This is a genomic window from Phyllobacterium sp. CCNWLW183 (assembly GCF_037203775.1).
Classification (GTDB): Bacteria; Pseudomonadota; Alphaproteobacteria; order Rhizobiales; family Rhizobiaceae; genus Phyllobacterium; species Phyllobacterium ifriqiyense.
The window spans coordinates 273,867-291,948 of sequence record NZ_JBBCBN010000004.1; the positions used below are offsets into that span (position 1 = coordinate 273,867).

Sequence of the window (18,082 nt, forward strand, 5' to 3'; positions counted from 1 at the left end):
TTGATGACAAAGGCAACCCCGTCCTTGGTGCGGATGGCAAGCAGCTTTTGGAGACGAAGGATCGTGTTCTGACCGGTGTAGCCGATGGTGTCGTCAACGCAACGTCTACAGAAGCCGTGAATGGCAGGCAGTTGCATAAACTAGACAAGAGGGCGGTCAAATATGCCTGGAAAGACAAGAATGGCAATGGCATCCTGGATGATGACGAGATTCAAATGGATACTATTGAATTTGGTCAACCATCCGTTGCGGGTGGAATCTCAGGAATGACGACCCTAAAGAATGTCGCCGGCGGTCTCATTGCAGAAAATTCGCACGATGCGATAAATGGTGGCCAGTTTTATTCCATGGCTAACAGTATGGCGCAAACATTTGGCGGTGGAGCGCAGGTTATGAATGGTATAATTAGCGCACCCCACTTCCTTGTTTATGATTTTCATAGCGAATGGAGTGAGTATATTAAATCATCAGGAAGCGATGGGGAGAAAAAATACATCGGATTTGGTTATAGGGATAATGTAGTTAACAGTGTCGGAGATGCAATTAACGAAATAAATAAAAACAGTGCTACATTCGATTTGCGGATACAGGCAAATCATGAACGCCTGAATGTGCTATACGATACGGCATTGCGTTTAGATAATTCGCAAGCAGCCTATAATGCGTCTCCTGACAAATATAACGCCGAAGCGCATCATCGGAAGTTGCTGGAAGAAGTTGAAGCGCAGAAGAATGGATTTTCCTCTGCACAAAATATATCTGACGCAAATTCCGTCCCTTCGCACAGTACGGGCAGATCGGGAGCGGCATCAATTATAACGCCGGTGACAAATGGAGATTCAGTAGCGGGTAATCAGACAACTGCCGAAGTGCAGGATATGATCCCGCCGCAGAATTCAACTGCAGCACCGGTTGCGACTGCTTCACCTGAGACTTCTTTACCCGTTGCGAAGAAAGATAATAAAATTGTCGCTCTAGCTAATGGTGTTGTTGAACAAGGTTCACAAGATGCCGTAAATGGTGGGCAACTTCATGCTGTCGATGCGAAGGTCGACAAGCTTTCTGATCGCGCTGTGACTTATGCTACTGTCGGCGACGCGAAGGCAAATACCGTCAAGCTGCAGGGCGGTGATCCGAGCATGCCTGTTGTCATCAGCAATCTTTCCGCTGGTACCAACGATTTGGATGCGGTGAACGTCAAGCAGTTGAAGGGCCAAGCGGATGAAATAGCGACGAAGAGCCAGCAAGCGGCTAAGAGCTACTCTGATGAGGTTGGCGACAAATCCGTAGCAAAAGCCAATAGCTATTCCGATGACGCGGCAGCCAAAAGTAAGTTGGCAGCGAAGAGCTATACGGATAATGCTAAGAAGGAGGCGATTGATACTGCTAATACCTATACGGATGAAATAATTGGCGGCACTGATGGACAAGGCGGAGTTAGAGGTGATCTTGCAAAGATGGAAACCAAAATGGCTAATGGCTTCAATCATTTAAGTTCAGAAATATCCTCAGTTCGTTCCGAGGCGCGTCAGGCGGCAGCAATTGGATTGGCTGCATCATCGTTGCGCTTTGACAGCAGGCCGGGCAAAGTGAGTGTTGCTGTGGGCGGTGGTATGTGGCGAGATCAGGGCGCTTTTGCCTTTGGTGCTGGCTATACAAGCGAAACGGGTAAGGTTCGCGCCAATATTACCGGCGTAACCAGCGGCGGAGAGGTCGGTGTGGGTGCCGGTCTAAGCTTCACTCTTAATTGAGATAGGGTGTGAAATTGTTAAACATCAAAAAGGCCGCCATTTTCGGCCTTTTTCTTGGTGCCAGCATTCCAGCTAGTGCTCAGGAGGCCCAAGTCCCTCAATATCATTTGAAACCCTCTGACGTTTCTGTGCCCGAGGGGGCGGAGCTTGGCAAATATCGCAGATCCATCCAGCCTTTTGGCAACTGGGACCTCATTTGCGACGAAGATTTGAAGGCGATGAAAAAAGTCTGCAACGTGACGCAGACTATTCTCGATGGCGAAAGCAACTTTGTATTTAGTTGGTCGCTGGCTGCCGACGATAAGGGCAATCCTGCCATGATCATGCGCGTGCCTGCTACGGTAGGCGAGGGCAAGGAGATCACCCTTGCATTTCCTTCGCGCAAAGAAAAAGTTTCCATGACGGTCAGGGGATGCACCCCCACAAATTGCCTTGCCTATCTTCCAGTGGGGCCAGTTCTGCGGCAGGAAATAAGCAAAGGCGGCGCAGCGCGCATTTCGTTTAAAACTGATGCGACGGCGATAGACCTTCAACTGCCTTTAGATGGTCTCGGGACGGCATTGGGTGCGATTTGAGGCGGCTCCAATATACCCGTCACGTGGTTTAGACGAAATATAACTGTCCATGATTTGTGGCAGTTACTTCATGCTGTGAACCAAAACAGCTATAGGCTTTGCGCTATATAAAGCACCGAATAAGGGCACGGACCGGCGTTTCCACCGGGCAAACCTTAAATATTTGTCATGTTGCGGAAATGGTGGGGTAACCTTCTTATATGTATCACTGATGGTACGAACGATCATTAGCCGATCGCATTGCCTAAGGAGAACATCCCGATGTCTAACAATATCAAATCTTCCCGTTACCGTAAGGGTATTGCCGCGGCCCTACTGTCGTCGGCATTGGTCGGTGGCTTTTTGGCGACGGGTCCGCTCAGCGCTATTGTCCCGGCGCAGGCCGAAGCAGTTCGTGTTGAAACTGCCCAGCAGCCCGGTTTTGCTGACGTCGTCGAAAAGGTCAGCCCCGCAGTTGTCAGTGTTCGGGTGAAAAGCGCCGTGAAGGAAACTGCCGATAATGGCAATGGTTTCCCGGGCATGGATCAACTCCCGGATGACCACCCGCTCAAGCGCTTCTTTTACGAATTTGGCGGCCAAGACCAAGATGGTCGTCGCGGCATGGAGCCACGCAAATCCCCGCGTGACCAGAATCGCCCTGAACGAGTCCGCCCAACAGCGCAGGGATCCGGTTTCTTCATTTCCGAAGATGGCTATCTCGTCACCAATAATCACGTCGTTGAAGACGGCTCTGCCTATAGTGTAGTCCTTGATGACGGCACTGAGCTTGATGCGAAGCTGATAGGTAAGGACAAGCGGACCGATCTGGCCGTGCTTAAGGTCGATGACAAGCGCAAGTTCACCTATGTCAATTTCGGCGATGACAACAAAGTTCGCGTTGGCGAATGGGTTGTTGCAGTGGGTAATCCGTTCGGTCTCGGCGGAACTGTAACAGCGGGTATCGTCTCGGCTCGTGGCCGCGATATTGGCGCTGGACCTTATGATGACTTCCTGCAGATTGATGCGGCGGTTAATAAAGGGAATTCTGGTGGCCCGGCTTTCAACCTGAATGGTGAAGTGGTGGGTATCAATACAGCTATTTTCTCACCTTCTGGTGGCAGCGTGGGCATTGCCTTTGCTATCCCTGCACAGACTGCAAAGCAGGTCGTAGATCAACTGATCAAGAACGGTACAGTCTCGCGCGGCTGGATTGGCGTACAGATTCAGCCCGTCAGCAAGGAAATCGCCGAATCTCTTGGTCTTGCCGAAGAGAAGGGAGCGCTCGTTGCTGATCCGCAAGCGAACGGCCCTGCGGCAAAAGCCGGTATCGTGGCCGGTGACGTGATCACGGCTGTCAATGGCGAAAAGGTCAGTGATCCGCGCGATCTGGCGAAAAAGATTGCGGCTGTCGTGCCTGGCAAGGATGTTGATCTGACCGTCTGGCATAAGGGCGAGGCGAAGTCCGTCAAAGTGTCGATCAAGGAAATGCCCGGTGATGAGAAGCTTGCTTCGGCAACACCACAGCAGGAAGACGAGCAAAAGTCATCCGCTCTTGATGACTATGGCCTGACTGTCATGCCCGCCGATGACGGCCAGGGTGTTGTTGTCACGGATGTTGATCGTCAGGGCGACGCTGCAGACAAGGGTATCAGCACAGGCGACATTATCGTCTCAGTCAACAACCAGCCGGTCAAGAGCGGCGGCGATATAGATGCGGCAATCGCAGATGCCACGAAAAGCGGCCGTAAAGCTGTACTTTTGCAAGTGCAGACAAAGGACCAATCGCGGTTCGTCGCCCTACCTATCAGCCAAGGCTGACAGGTGGGAAGGAAATGCTGCGGCGCTGGACCCCACCCGTAAGCGCTGACGCATGGGCAACAGGTCTCTTCAACCTGTTGCCCCTTTTCTTTCTGGTTTCATCGAAGCAATCCGATTAGAGTAAGATCATGAAAATACTCGTTATTGAAGATGATCGCGAAGCTGCCCGCTATTTGGAAAAGGCCTTCAACGAGGCCGGACATTCCGCTGATATTGCAGGTGACGGAGAGACAGGCTATGCGCTCGCCGAACAGGGGGCGTATGATGCTCTTGTCGTTGACCGCATGCTGCCGCGCCGCGATGGGCTTTCCGTGGTGGCCGCACTGCGCGCTCAGGGAAACGATACGCCAGCGCTGATCCTTTCCGCTTTGGGACAGGTTGATGATCGCGTCACGGGCTTGCGGGCGGGCGGAGATGACTATCTCACCAAGCCCTATGCTTTTTCGGAATTGCTTGCCCGAATTGAAGTCCTGCAGCGGCGCTCCAGCCCAAAGGAAGCCGAGACTGTCTATCGCGTCGGTGATCTTGAACTGGACAGACTATCGCATACGGCAAAAAGGGCAGGGCAGACTATTATTTTGCAACCGCGCGAGTTTCGTCTGCTGGAATATCTCATGCGCAATTCCGGTCAGGTTGTCACCCGCACGATGTTGCTTGAGCATGTTTGGGATTATCATTTCGATCCCCAGACCAATGTGATCGATGTTCATGTGTCGCGCTTGCGTGGCAAGATCGAAAAAGGATTCGACACGCCCTTGCTGCACACGGTTCGTGGAGCCGGGTATATGTTAAAAGCCAGCCTCACTGAAGCTACAGCCGGAAGCCATGGATGAGCCGCTTTCGCTCCATGCTGAAAATGACAGCGGTGAGGCTGTCGGCACTCTACCTTCTACTCTTTACAATCTGCGCCCTTGGGCTGGTTTTCTATATGACCAGCTCCTCTGTGAAGCTGCTTACCAGTCAAACGGAAACAGCAATTAATGAGGAGGTCGAAGGGATTGGGCGAGCCTATCAGCGGGGCGGTATAGCCAGTCTCGTACGTGCGATTGATCGGCGGGGCCGTCAGCCGGGTGCTTTTCTCTATCTCGTGGCGGATCCGGCAGGACGCATTGTTGCCGGCAATGTGCAAAGTATCGAAGTTGGTGTCTTGCAAACCGATGGCTGGATATCCCGGCCCATAAGCTATGAGCGCTATAATGAGGGCACTGACCCGCAAACGCACACGGCAATAGCTCGCGTCATTGTATTGCCGAACGGAATTCGCGTTATGGTGGGGCGTGATCTCGGCGAGCCGGAGCAAGTGCGCCTTGTGGTAAGACGGGCGCTTTTCGCCGCGCTGGGTACGATGGGCATAGGCGCATGCCTGATCTGGTTCTTTGTTGGCCGGCGCGCGCTGCACCGGATAGATGAAGTTTCGGTCGCTTCACAACGCATCATGGGCGGCGATCTTGCGGGGCGGCTTCCGGTCAATGGTTCGGGAGACGAATTTGACCGCCTTTCCGAAAATCTCAATGGAATGCTGGCGCGCATACAGGAATTGAATGAAGGCGTCCGGCATGTCTCCGATAATATCGCCCATGACCTGAAGACGCCGCTGACGCGAATGCGAAACCGTGCTGAATCGGCTCTTTCCAACGCGAAAACCACGAAGGCCTATCGCGCTGCTATTGAGGACATGATAGCGGACTCCGATCTTCTGATCCGCACATTCAATGCCATTTTGATGATATCGCGTCTTGAGTCCGGTTACTCCAGCGAGACGATGGAGCCTTTGCCGCTGTCAGTGATCGTAGAAGACGTTTTTGAGCTTTACGAGCCGCTGGCCGAAGAGGCAGGAATTACCTTGTCTCTCGGTGCGATGGACGCAACGCCGGTCAAAGCCAATCGTGAGCTTATCGGGCAGACGATTTCAAACCTTGTGGACAACGCCATCAAATATGCGACCGGAGATAAGCCGGTCGAAGTGAGGCTCTCGGTCGAAAAGCACGATCGGGGGATCGCGATTGTCGTGAGCGATAATGGTCCGGGCATTCCCCCAGATCAGGTTGAACGCGCTACAGAGCGGTTTGTGCGCCTGGAGGAAAGCCGCTCTCAACCGGGCTCGGGACTTGGACTAAGCCTTGCCAAGGCGGTTATGAAATTGCACGGTGGTACATTGGAACTGCACGACAATGCGCCGGGCCTGCGTGCGGTGCTGGCGTTTCCAACGGGAGGGGATAATGGATGATTTTGAAAGATGCGGGCACTGCTGAAGAGCCGTTCTTTGATAGAAAACTTCGTGAACTGGCGCCACTCGACAAAAAGCAGGCTGCAGCATTTCTACTGGAGTTTGTGGAAAGTGCCGATGAAAAAACATGTAAGGCCGCCTCTGCTTTAAAGAAAAACAAGAAAGCAGCGGCTTTTTTATCATCGGTCCTCGATCTCTCGCCCTATTTGCGCAACGCTCTTTTGCGCTTGCCAGCAATAATTGACCCTCTTTTCGATCGTCCACTCGATGTTCGCCTGCAGGAACTCATGCAGGAAATTGCGAGGGTCACCGAAGTAGAAAATGCTACCGAAACGTCAATCATGACGGCTCTTCGTCAAAAGAAACTTGAGGGGCACCTTTTAATCGCTTTGGGTGATCTGTCTGGTCAGTTCGACACCAAAGACACGACACTTTTTCTTTCTCAACTGGCCCAAGCTTGTGTCGAAGCCGCAGTGCGCTTTCTTTTGCGAGACGCGCATAATGCGGGCAAGCTAAAGCTGCCGGATGTTCAACATCCAGATAAAAATTGTGGCTGGATCATTCTGGCTATGGGCAAATTTGGCGCATTCGAGCTGAATTATTCGTCTGACATTGATCTGATCGTTTTCATCGACGAGCAAAGCCCCGCAATTACCGACCCTTATGAATGTGTCGAAACTTTCTCACGCTTGACGCGGCGGCTGGTGCGGATCCTGCAGGATCGCACTGCAGACGGCTATGTCTTCCGCACCGATTTGCGGCTGCGACCCGATCCAGGTTCAACGCCGCTGGCTATCCCTGTTGGTGCAGCGCTGAATTATTATGAGGGGCGGGGCCAGAATTGGGAACGAGCCGCCATGATCAAAGCGCGCCCTGTGGCCGGAGATATTGAGGCTGGCAAGCAGGTCCTTGCGGAACTTGCTCCTTATGTCTGGCGCAAATATCTCGATTACGCTGCCATTGCCGATGTTCATTCTATCAAACGGCAGATCCATGCCCATAAGGGTCATGGCGAAGTCGCGGTGCGCGGTCACAATGTGAAGCTTGGTCGCGGCGGTATACGTGAGATCGAATTTTTCGTGCAAACCCAACAATTAATTGCGGGCGGGCGATTTCCTCAGCTTCGAGGCTCGAGCACTGTGGCTATGCTTGGCGCATTGCAGGGCTTGGGCTGGATCAATGCTGAAGCACGCGACACGCTGGCACAGAAATATGGCTTCCTTCGCGATGTCGAGCATCGCATCCAAATGATCGCCGACGAACAGACGCATATATTGCCCGAAGATGACGAAAACTTCCGGCGCGTCGCCTATATGATGGGCTACCGGGACACGGACACATTTACTGAAGATTTTCGAAAAACTCTGAAAACCGTCGAAACGCATTATGCAGCTTTGTTTGAGCAGGCGCAGGATTTGGCCGGGGAGGCCGGAAATCTTGTGTTTACCGGTGATGTCGACGATCCAGACACTCTGGAAACCTTGGCCAATTTCGGCTTTGAGCGGCCAAGCGATATTTGCCGTGTCATCCGCACATGGCATTTCGGACGCTATCGTGCCACGCAGTCAGCAGAGTCACGGGAAAGGCTGACCGAGCTGACACCGGTCTTGCTCAAGGCATTTGGGGCAACGAGCCGTGCTGACGAAGCGCTGATGCGTTTTGACGAAATGATCAAGGGGTTGCCAGCCGGCATCCAGCTCTTCAGCCTGCTTCAATCCAATCCGCGCTTGCTCGATCTGCTGGTTCTGATCATGGGCGCTGCACCCCGGCTGGCGGATATCATCACGCGTAAGCCGCATATTTTCGACGGCATGCTTGATCCCGCGATTTTTGCCGATGTTCCGACGCGAGCCTATCTTGCGGAACGATTGACGAGTTTTCTCGGACCCTCAAAGGTCTATGAGGATGTACTGGACAGGCTGCGCATCTTTGCAGCGGAACATCGTTTTCTGATCGGAATAAGATTGCTCACTGGTGCCATCGACGGCGCACGTGCGGGCAAAGCTTTTTCCGATCTGGCTGATCTGGTTATTGATAGCGCGCTCCACGCCGTGATTGACGAGTTCAAAAGCAAACATGGCGAGATCGGCGGCGGACGCATCGCCATTCTGGGCATGGGCAAGCTTGGCAGCCGCGAATTGACCGCAGGCTCCGATATAGATCTCATTCTCCTTTACGATCATGATGTGGATGCCGATGAATCAGATGGTGCAAAGCCCCTGGCATCGTCGCAATATTATATGCGGCTGACGCAACGTTTGATTGCCGCATTATCTGCTCCAACGGCCGAGGGCGTTCTTTACGAAGTTGATTTCCGCCTGCGACCGTCTGGCAATAAGGGCCCCGTTGCCACTCACATAGACTCGTTCCGCAAATATCAGCGGACCGAAGCATGGACCTGGGAACATATGGCTCTTAGCCGAGCGCGTCCTGTTGCTGGTGATCCCACTTTTTTCACCGAGATCGAAAAAGACATTTCAGAAATTTTGGCACTTCCCCGCGATAGCTCCAAAATCGCCAAGGATGTTGCCGAGATGCGCGCGATGGTCGAAGCAGAAAAGCCGCCCCGTGATGACTGGGATTTGAAGCTGGTTCCAGGTGGCATTATCGATCTGGAATTTATCGCGCAATTTGCTGTATTGACTGGCAATGTAAATGGCCCGGTCATCGCGCAGTCGACGGCGGAGGTGCTGGGCAAGATCAGCCCGGCTTTGGCTGAGCCTGCAACTGTCGACACTCTGATTGAAGCGGCAAATCTCTATACGGGCGTGACCCAGCTCATTCGCCTTTGCCTGAATGGTGATGTGAAGCGTGAAGACTTTCCGCCAGGACTAGTGGAGCAACTTTGCCGATCCTGCGATCTGCCGGATTTGCAGCGCTTGGAAAGCCAGTTGCAAGATAGTGCAAAATCGGTACGGAAGATTTTTGACGGCATTATGGGTGAAGCGCGTAAGCGATCCAGGCAGATTTAGCGTCTTCGTCTTACGCTGCCTCGGCAATATTACGTGTTGGAATACGCACGGACACAATTGTTCCAACGCCTTCTTGTGAGCGGATTTTCAGCGCACCGCCATGCAACTGTGTCAGCGAGCGCGAAATGGCGAGGCCGAGTCCAGAGCCTGCATGGGATTTGGTGAATTGGTTTTCCACCTGCTCGAACGGCTGGCCGATCTTCTTCATGGCGGATTTCGGAATACCGCAACCTGTATCCTCAATGGTTAAAACCAGTGCACCGGAAACCTTGCGGGCGCGCACGGAGATCCGCCCGCCCGTGCTGGTGAATTTCACCGCATTGGAGAGCAGGTTGATCAGGATTTGCTTGATGGCGCGGCGGTCAGCATCAAGTGTGACGCATTCGTCGATGCGTGTCTCCACCTTCACATTTTTTGCCTGCGCTTGCAGTGAAACAACGCGTACCGTCTCGCGGATAAGCGGGCAGAGATCGATTTCCTCACGGTCGAGTGTAAAGTGCCCGGCTTCGATCTTCGACATATCCAGAATATCGTTGATGACGTTCAGCAGATAATTGCCGCTGGTGTGGATATCCTGAACATATTCGACATAGCGGTCTGATCCCAGCGCTCCAAATGTTCCCGTATGCATGATTTCGGAGAAACCGATAATGGCATTCAGCGGGGTGCGAAGTTCGTGAGACATATTGGCGAGAAATTCGGATTTCGCGCGGTTGGCAGCCTCGGCCCGTTCCTTCTCCACGGCATATTTGCTGTTGAGTTCGGTCAGTTCCAGCGTGCGTTCCACTTCCGATTTACGCGCAAGGCTCAAATCGTGGATCGTGGCCATCAAACGTCGTTCGCTGTCGATCAAGCGCTCTTCATGGACCTTCAGCTGAGTAATATCGGTGCCGACGGAAACCAGTCCCCCATCCTGCGTGCGGCGCTCATTGACCTGCAGCCAGCGCCCATCCGCAAGTTGCCGCTCATAGGTAAGCGCGCCATTACGGCCATGTTCATTCGCCATACGCTTTTCAGATGCGACGGCGCGAATACGGGGTTCCAGTTCCTCTCGGCTGATACCAGGCAAGAGGCATTCATTGGCGAGACCTGAATATTCATTGAACTTGCCGTTCGACATGACAAGCCGGTTTTCGGCATCCCACAGCACGAAGGTTTCGGAGATGCTTTCAATTGCTTCGCGAATGCGTTGATCCGCTTGGGCAGTTGCCTGAACAAAGCGGTGCTGTTCGCTGACATCGACAGCTACGCCCACCAGATGAAGATCACCGAGATTGTCAGTATCGGCAACCTGAGCGCGAACGCGCATCCAGACCCAGTGACCTTCCGCATGCCGCATGCGGAAAACCCGGTCCATCTGGGTAATTTCCGCCGCTGCGACCTGTGCCGCGACGCTGTAGAGCTTGTCATCGTCCGGGTGAATGATTGCCGAAATGTCTCCGAGCGACAGAATGGAATCATAGGCCTCATAGCCCAGCATCTCATACATGGAGCGCGACCAGTACACGCGCCCTCGCGCCATATCCCAGTCCCACAAGCCGCTGCGTCCGCGTGCAAGCGCCGTGTCGACCCGCGCTTGCGCGTGTTGATAAAGCGCGTCGGCGTCCTGTGCCCGTGCCGATTGGCTGAAATATGCGTAGAGCACGATCAGCATGATGGTTGCCGTGCCTGCAAACATGGTGACATTCATGGAAACAGTGCTGCGCCATTCGGCGAAAATCGCTTCAACAGGATGCGCAGCCAAAACTGAATAGGCATTGTTTCCGGAGCGGGAAAAGGCGGCGAGGGAGGGCGTGCCTTCAACCTTCACCGGCATGACGCCCGCTCTTGCCCCAAAGAGGAAGAGCGGCTGCCCTTCTGTTATGAATGTTTCAAGGTTCCTGTTACGCCAGTGGTCGCCGCCGTCCGAAGCGGCAACGATATTGGCTTCCGGCGTCGCGATGGCAAACCACATTCCATCCGGAATAAGGTCGTTGGTACGCATATCGCTCAGTATATTCTGCAGGTCGCCCGTGCTGAGCGTCTCGCCCTTATTCATCCGGTTATCGATGACACTGGCCACATGGCTGGCGGCAATTGACAATGTTGCGCGAGCCGTGCGCTCCGCATCGTCACGCCACGCCAGCAATGACATGGAACGGACGATCGCAAGTACAACAAGAAAAATAATGATGAGTGGTGGAATGGCGCGGCGCAGATAGGGCTCAGCTGCAAGGAGCTTACCATAGGCAGGGTCAGCGAGAAGTTTTATGTGCCCTGAAAGCTTGTTCGAGGACTGCACCCCAGACTTGCTTCCGGCATAATTCTTCCCCGTCGGCGCGCGATACGCGTCCGCATTTGCCATCGAATGGCCCCCTCATTTGCCTTTGTATTCAGTGATTTGCTTCGACACGCCGCACATTCGAAGCACCCGTAGTGAATCAAAACTGATTCCGCGTGTCTAGTCCCTTTGTTAAATATTTATCAACACTTGTGGCAGCCGGAATCACAATCAAAAGAAGAGCTTATAAGCCTTTGATAAGACTCAAATTCCCTCCGGAGATTGTCCGGAGGGAATTTGGTGGTGGGCCGGTGGATAAGTTTTTCGCAACCGTTTAGGCCAGCGTGCGCTCGACAATATCGCGCACATCCGTCGAAAGACCGGCAACAGAGGCGATGCTGGCGAGGGCTTCCCGAGCGTGTTCGCGGCGTTCCGGTTCGAAGGACCGCCATGAACGCATCGCAGTCAAAAGCCGGGCTGCAAGCTGGGCATTTTTCTTGTCGATTGTCAGGATTGTCTCTGCGAAAAACTGGTAGCCTTTGCCATCTGCACGGTTGAACCCTGTCTGGTTACCGCTCGAAAATGCGCCGATCAGCGAGCGTGTACGGTTAGGGTTGTCGAGCGAAAAGAGCTGGTGCTTCATCAGTTCATTGACTTTGCCGAGCGCGCTTTCACCCGGTTGCATAGCCTGCACAACAAACCACTTATCCATCACCAGCGCATCATTTCCATATCGCGCTTCAAAGGCTTGCAAAGCGTCGTTGGTCGCAGTGCTTGTGCCAAAGCGCTGGACGAGAACGTTGAGCGCCGCAGCGCGGTCAGTCATATTGTTTGCTTGTTTAAACTGTTTGGATGCACGCTTCGGGTTACCATCGGCAACACTTAAATAATCCAGCAGGACATTGCGCAAGGAACGGCGACCCGCACCTGCCGCATCCGGATTGAACGCGCCGTGATGTTCCAGCTCATTATAAAGCTGTTCAAACTTCTCCCCATGGGCTTCAGCCACGGCAAGAATAAGTGCATCCCGACTGCCCAAAATGGCTTCCGGGTCAATATTGGCGCCAAGCTCGCGCGCAATATCGCTTTCGGAAGGAACATTGAGACACAGGGCACGGAAGGCTTCGTCCAAGGCATTATTAAAGGCCAGTTCCCCCAGAAGCCGGATCGATGAGCTTTCAATAGTCGCTGGCTTACCGCCTCGAACGCGTTTCGAATTGCTGGTGAGCTTGGAATTGAGCAGTTGCGTCAGAGCCTGCCAACGCGTCACCTCATCGCGGTCATTGCGAGCCAGGAAGGCAAGATCAGAACGTGTCAGCTCGCTGGTCATCGTCACAGGTGCAGAAAAACCGCGCAGCAGCGAGGGAACAGGACGCTCTGTAATCCCGGAAAAGGTAAAGCGCTCTTTGCGCTTGCGTAGATGAATAACATCGTCCTTGACCAATCCGCCCTTTGTTGCGCGTGGCCGGATCTCGCGGCCCTTGGTGCCCAACAGTCCAAATTGGATTGGAATGTGCATTGGTTTCTTGGAGGGCTGACCGGGTGTTGGCTTTAAAGATTGTTCTATCTCGATCTCGAAAGTCTTGGTTGCCTGATCGTAATCATAGGTGATTGCAAGATTCGGCGTTCCGGCTTGATCATACCAGAGCGCGAACTGGCTCAAATCTTCCCCCGAAGCGTCTTCAAATACCTTGATAAAGTCTTCGATGGTGGCCGCATCGCCGTCATGGCGTTCGAAATATAGATCCATGCCTTTACGGAAAGTCTCTGCACCAAGGATTGTACGGATCATCCGTACGACTTCCGAGCCTTTTTCATAGACAGTGGACGTGTAGAAATTATTGATCTCGCGGAACTGGCGCGGGCGCACCGGATGGGCGAGGGGACCTGCATCTTCGGGAAACTGATGGGCCTTCAGGCCTTTGACTTCGGCAATACGTTTAACGGCGCGCGAGCGCATATCCGCAGAGAATTCATGATCGCGATAGACGGTCAGCCCTTCCTTGAGGCAAAGCTGGAACCAGTCGCGGCAAGTGATTCTGTTTCCTGTCCAATTGTGGAAATATTCATGAGCGATGACAGCTTCAATACCGGCATAATCGACGTCGGTCGCAGTGTCCGGCTCGGCAAGAACATATTTATCGTTGAAGACGTTAAGTCCCTTGTTCTCCATTGCGCCCATATTGAAATCCGAAACGGCAACAATGTTGAATACGTCGAGATCATATTCACGCCCGAATTTTTCCTCGTCCCATGCCATGGAACGCTTCAGCGCATCCATGGCATAAAGCGCACGGCTTTCCTTGCCATGCTCAACATAAATGCCAAGATTGACTGGTCGTCCGGACGCTGTGGTGAATGTATCGGTTATAACGCCAAGGTCACCCGCAACGAGAGCGAAGAGATAGGCCGGCTTTGGATGCGGATCGTGCCAGATGGCGAAATGGCGGCCGTCGTCAAGCGTGCCTTTTTCACCCGGATTGCCGTTGGACAGCAGCAGTGGAGCTGCGCTTGTCTCGGCTTCGACGCGAACAGTGTAGACTGAAAGCAGATCAGGCCGGTCCAGATAATAGGTAATGCGACGGAAGCCTTCTGCTTCGCATTGCGTGCAGTAGACATTGCTTGAACGATAAAGCCCGGTAAGCTGCCGATTGGCAGTTGGGTTGATTTCGGTTGTAATTTCCAGCGTAAAAGTCTCGGCCTCAGGCAGTCCGCGAATTTCCAGTCTGTCGGGTGTGACCACATAGGTATTATCGCCCAACGCCACGCCATCGATGCAAATGGATTCGAGCTTTAACTCGTCGCCATCCAAAATGAGCGGCGTATCAAGTGCGACGCCTTCCCTGCGCTCGATTTTCAGCGTGGACTTAACGATTGTCCGCTCCGGGTGCAGACGAAAATCGAGATGTGTCTCAGGAATAAGAAAATCGGTTGGCTTATAGTCTTCCAGATGAAAAACCTGGCCGGTATCGGTACGCATAGATAACTGTCCTTCAAAAGCAATTCCAGGAAAAGTGGGAACCGGTTTTCCGTCCGGAGTTGCGTATAATAAAAAGATGGAACGGCACTGGGGCTTCAATGAAGAAACAGACCGTTTCATTGCGGCGGACCCTAACCGTGTTTTGCATCGCGCACAACAAATGCGGATGTTCACCCGATATATGGCGCAAAAACGCAACGTGATTGGTTTTTGTCTGGCGCCGCCTTGGAAACCGTCCTAAAGATATATCAGTTAAATTTCCATACCCTCGCTACAAATGCTCCAGCTCCCAAGGATTATTCCACTGTGTCCACGATAGTTCACCCTAAAGAAGGTGAACCGCTCAATGCGAACACCGTTCGCACAATGAATGTCATGCTCGGAATCGGCCTGAAGATCGCATCAGTATGCGTCTTCGTGGGCATGTCGAGCCTTCTTAAAGCCTCCGATGGTATTCCCGCGGGGCAGCTTGTCTTCTTTCGCTCCTTCTTTGCAATCTTTCCGGTCATCGCCTTCATCGCCTGGCAGGGGCAACTTGCTGTGGCGTTCAAAACCAAAGAGCCTTTCAGCCATTTTTGGCGTGGCTTTGTCGGCGTGAGTGCCATGAGTTTGAGCTTTTACGGTCTGACAAAATTGCCCCTGCCGGAAGCAATTGCCATCAGCTACGCGACGCCGCTTCTGACAGTCGTGTGCAGCGCGATCTTTTTGAAAGAAACAGTGCGCCTTTATCGCTGGTCGGCGGTTGGTGTCGGTCTCATTGGCGTACTCATTATTCTTTGGCCGCGCATGTCGTTCTTTACCGGGGAAAGCGAGTTTGGCGGGGATCAAGCCATAGGTGCCTTGGCAACTTTGGGTGGGGCGGGGCTCGCGGCTATCGCCATGTTGCTGGTGCGAAAGCTGGTACAGACAGAGCGAACGCCAACCATTGTTGTCTATTTTTCAATCGCTTCGAGCCTGATTGCTTTGGTTAGCTTTCCATTCGGCTGGGTGTGGCCTACTGGCTTGCAGGCAACTTATCTTATCATGGCGGGAATTGCCGGTGGCGTTGCGCAGATCCTTTTGACCGAGAGCTACCGCCATGCGGATATGTCGGCCATTGCGCCGTTCGAATATACATCAATGCTGCTCGGCCTTGCCATTGGATATCTTCTGTTCGGCGATATTCCCACTTGGGAAATGATCATCGGCGCAACGATCGTCATCGGCGCTGGTATTTTCATCATCTACCGCGAGCATCGTCTTGGGCTTGCGCGCGCCCGGGCCAAAAAGGCATCGACGCCACAGGGTTGAGTGTCATTCGTCAGGAACGCCTTCACTAAGTGGATGAAGGTTGAATGTTTCTGGCGTTTGCGGTCTGTCATGGGCGCCTATGGCAAAGTCCGGGCGCTCGGAAGGAGCTTGCGGAGCACGGCGCAAACTGCGCCAGAACGCATAGCCGCCATAGGCAGCATAGGTGATTGCCATGGTGACGAAGAAGCCGGATGGACCGTTCATATCCATAAGGCGGCCGGCAATTTGCGGGCCGATCATGCTGCCAATGCCATAAACGATCAGCAGTCCGCTCGAAATCTTTACGAATTCGCTCGGCTCGGCAAAGTCATTGGCATGGGCGACGTTGAGCGAATAGATCGGAAATAGCACGGTCCCGAATGCAAACATCAGCGTGTAGATCACCCATGGGGTGTTGGGTTGGACAAGGATCATCGTAATTGAGATCAGCACGCCGCCAATTCCCGCCACAACCATGACATAACGCCGGTCAACGAAGTCAGATATCCGGCCAATCGGATATTGGAACAATGCGCCACCGATCATCGAACTTGCGATCATGGTTGCTATGCCGAATGTGGAAAGGCCGATATCCCGGCCATAGACCGCCGAAAGAAAGTTCCAAGCCCCGGCAATGATGCCAGCAAGCAAGGAGCCGACCATGGCAGCCGGAGATTTTCGGTAAAGACCGGGCAGATCAAGCGAAACTTGCGTTAGTGGACGAGGGGACTGTGCATTGGATAGGCCCGTGGGGACAAGCGCGGCTGCGTAGATCAGCGCACCGACCATAAAAAGCACATGGGTAGCGGGATTTCCGAAGGGCAGGATATATTGACCCACCAGCAACCCCAGCATGGATACGATCATATAGATGGAAAAAACCATGCCGCGTGTGGCGTTTGTCACGCGCTCATTGAGCCAGCTTTCGATGACCATGTAGCTTCCGGCCAGCGAAAAACCAGCCAGTGCCCGAAATAATGTCCAGGCCCATGGGTCCATGATCAGCCCATGCATCAGCATAGACATGCCCAGCAACGTCAATAGTACCGCAAAAACCCTGACATGGCCGACGCGCCGCACAAGGCGCGGCACAACGATACACCCACCGGTGAAGGCAAGCGCATAGCCCGTGCCCATCCAACCGATTGTCGTGGGCGACCAGCCCTCCATGCCGGCACGCAGCGGCAGAAGAATGCCTGCCAGCCCTCCTGCTGTCAGCATCAAGAACGTGCTGGTCAATAATGCCGTGATGGGCAAGAGCTGGCGAAACATGATGTTATCCTGATTACAATGAACCTTATCGCGCGGCACAGCTTGGCGCGCCGGAAATTACGACACTGCATCTCCGGTTTTGCGGCAGGTTTTAATCGGTAAGGGCACGTAGCCGTAATTTGACGCTGAGGAAATCCCGCCAAGCAAACTTTTTCTGCGCTGAATTGCGCAGCAGATAGGCCGGGTGGAGCGTTGGCATGACGGGTATTTGATTTCCTGACCCTGTCAAATGGGTTTTCCAATTTCCACGAAGGCGTAAAATGCCCTCAGGAGCATTGGTCAATGCCTTTGCCGCAGGACCACCGAGCGCCACAAGTAATTTCGGATTTGCCAGCTCGATTTGCCGCTCGAAAAAGGGGCGGCAAATTTCAGTTTCCAAAGGCGTTGGCGTTCTGTTTCCGGGCGGACGCCATGGAATTGTATTGGCGATATATACGCTTTGCCTGTCGAGACCGATTGCAGCCAACATGCGGTCGAGCAACTGGCCTGAGCGGCCAATGAAGGGTATGCCCTCCAGATCTTCTTCGCGGCCCGGCGCTTCACCGACAAACATGATCGCCGCTTGCGGATTGCCATCGGCAAAGACCAGATTCTTTGCTGTAAATTTAAGATTACAACCATCAAATGCTGCCAGCTGTTCGCGCAGTTCCTCCAATGTCGTCGCGTTCGCCGCCATCTGCCGGGCCATGGCAATCTTGGCATCATCGGGCACGGATGCCTTGCTGAGCGTTGATGGTGCGGAGGCGCTTGCATCGATGGGCGGTTTTAAGCCGGCGGGTGAGGGCGCATTTGAGCGAGTGGCAACAGGAGCCTGCTGAGTCTGTGCCCGCTTGGTATCAACCTGCGAAAACCTGTCGACAGGCGTGTCGACCAGCGGAGTATCGACTCCCGCCTCGGCATAAAAGTGCAAGATTTCGCTTAACGTCGACAATGGATAATCCTTCTCATCCTTGAAGTCGCAAATTGCAGTGTGCATTGC

General features: G+C 53.4%; 11 protein-coding genes. 7 read left to right on the forward strand and 4 right to left on the reverse strand.

The genetic code is table 11. From position 1 onward, the window contains the following. The 6 genes from V9K95_RS11830 to V9K95_RS11855 all read left to right on the forward strand — a co-directional run. Positions 1-1,751, forward strand: a 1,751-nt coding sequence (locus V9K95_RS11830; protein WP_336440942.1) for a YadA-like family protein, incomplete at its 5' end; no start/stop codon positions are given. Positions 1,752-1,759: 8 nt separating this feature from the next. Continuing rightward, positions 1,760-2,326 carry an invasion associated locus B family protein gene (locus V9K95_RS11835; RefSeq protein ID WP_336440943.1) on the forward strand — a complete coding sequence of 189 codons (567 nt, stop codon included), beginning with the start codon at positions 1,760-1,762 and terminating at the stop codon, positions 2,324-2,326. Positions 2,327-2,587: 261 nt separating this feature from the next. Beyond that, positions 2,588-4,123, forward strand: coding sequence for a Do family serine endopeptidase (locus tag V9K95_RS11840; RefSeq protein ID WP_336440944.1), 1,536 nt, complete (start codon positions 2,588-2,590; stop codon positions 4,121-4,123). A gap of 128 nt (positions 4,124-4,251) precedes the next feature. Next, positions 4,252-4,956 (forward strand): response regulator transcription factor, encoded by a 705-nt coding sequence (locus V9K95_RS11845; RefSeq protein WP_115051928.1) that lies wholly within the window; start codon positions 4,252-4,254, stop codon positions 4,954-4,956. Then, positions 4,953-6,350 (forward strand): sensor histidine kinase, encoded by a 1,398-nt coding sequence (locus V9K95_RS11850; RefSeq protein ID WP_336440945.1) that lies wholly within the window; start codon positions 4,953-4,955, stop codon positions 6,348-6,350. Before V9K95_RS11845 ends, V9K95_RS11850 begins: the two co-directional genes overlap by 4 nt. After that, positions 6,347-9,322, forward strand: a complete 2,976-nt coding sequence (locus tag V9K95_RS11855) for a bifunctional [glutamine synthetase] adenylyltransferase/[glutamine synthetase]-adenylyl-L-tyrosine phosphorylase (protein WP_336440946.1) — start codon at positions 6,347-6,349, stop codon at positions 9,320-9,322. The genes V9K95_RS11850 and V9K95_RS11855 overlap by 4 nt, the downstream gene beginning before the upstream one ends. 10 nt (positions 9,323-9,332) lie before the next feature. On the opposite strand, the gene V9K95_RS11860 is transcribed toward V9K95_RS11855, so the two are convergent. Together V9K95_RS11860 and pepN are read right to left on the reverse strand one after the other, a co-directional pair. Continuing rightward, positions 9,333-11,666: an ATP-binding protein gene (locus V9K95_RS11860; RefSeq protein WP_115051925.1), complete on the reverse strand. Its 2,334-nt coding sequence runs from the start codon at positions 11,664-11,666 to the stop codon at positions 9,333-9,335. A 250-nt stretch (positions 11,667-11,916) separates the two neighbouring features. Then, positions 11,917-14,562: an aminopeptidase N gene (pepN, locus tag V9K95_RS11865; RefSeq protein ID WP_307283680.1), complete on the reverse strand. Its 2,646-nt coding sequence runs from the start codon at positions 14,560-14,562 to the stop codon at positions 11,917-11,919. A 366-nt stretch (positions 14,563-14,928) separates the two neighbouring features. On the opposite strand from pepN, the gene V9K95_RS11870 reads away from it, so the two are divergent. Beyond that, the gene (locus tag V9K95_RS11870; RefSeq protein ID WP_162802441.1) at positions 14,929-15,852 is read left to right on the forward strand and encodes a DMT family transporter; all 924 of its coding nucleotides are present in this window, start codon (positions 14,929-14,931) and stop codon (positions 15,850-15,852) included. Between the two features lie 3 nt (positions 15,853-15,855). On the opposite strand, the gene V9K95_RS11875 is transcribed toward V9K95_RS11870, so the two are convergent. Together V9K95_RS11875 and V9K95_RS11880 are read right to left on the reverse strand one after the other, a co-directional pair. Continuing rightward, entirely contained in the window at positions 15,856-17,103 is a 1,248-nt protein-coding gene (locus V9K95_RS11875; RefSeq protein WP_115051922.1) for an MFS transporter, read from the reverse strand. A gap of 91 nt (positions 17,104-17,194) precedes the next feature. Next, the gene (locus V9K95_RS11880) at positions 17,195-18,079 is read right to left on the reverse strand and encodes a uracil-DNA glycosylase (protein WP_307283684.1); all 885 of its coding nucleotides are present in this window, start codon (positions 18,077-18,079) and stop codon (positions 17,195-17,197) included. Between the last annotated feature and the right edge of the window lie 3 nt (positions 18,080-18,082).

Coding starts and splice junctions, on each gene's coding strand:
- V9K95_RS11840 (WP_336440944.1), top strand. CDS start 2,588: ATGTCTAACAATATCAAATCTTCCCGTTACCGTAAGGGTATTGCCGCG.
- V9K95_RS11845 (WP_115051928.1), top strand. CDS start 4,252: ATGAAAATACTCGTTATTGAAGATGATCGCGAAGCTGCCCGCTATTTG.
- V9K95_RS11850 (WP_336440945.1), top strand. CDS start 4,953: ATGAGCCGCTTTCGCTCCATGCTGAAAATGACAGCGGTGAGGCTGTCG.
- V9K95_RS11855 (WP_336440946.1), top strand. CDS start 6,347: ATGATTTTGAAAGATGCGGGCACTGCTGAAGAGCCGTTCTTTGATAGA.
- V9K95_RS11860 (WP_115051925.1), bottom strand. CDS start 11,666: ATGGCAAATGCGGACGCGTATCGCGCGCCGACGGGGAAGAATTATGCC.
- pepN (WP_307283680.1), bottom strand. CDS start 14,562: ATGCGTACCGATACCGGCCAGGTTTTTCATCTGGAAGACTATAAGCCA.
- V9K95_RS11870 (WP_162802441.1), top strand. CDS start 14,929: ATGAATGTCATGCTCGGAATCGGCCTGAAGATCGCATCAGTATGCGTC.
- V9K95_RS11875 (WP_115051922.1), bottom strand. CDS start 17,103: ATGTTTCGCCAGCTCTTGCCCATCACGGCATTATTGACCAGCACGTTC.
- V9K95_RS11880 (WP_307283684.1), bottom strand. CDS start 18,079: ATGCACACTGCAATTTGCGACTTCAAGGATGAGAAGGATTATCCATTG.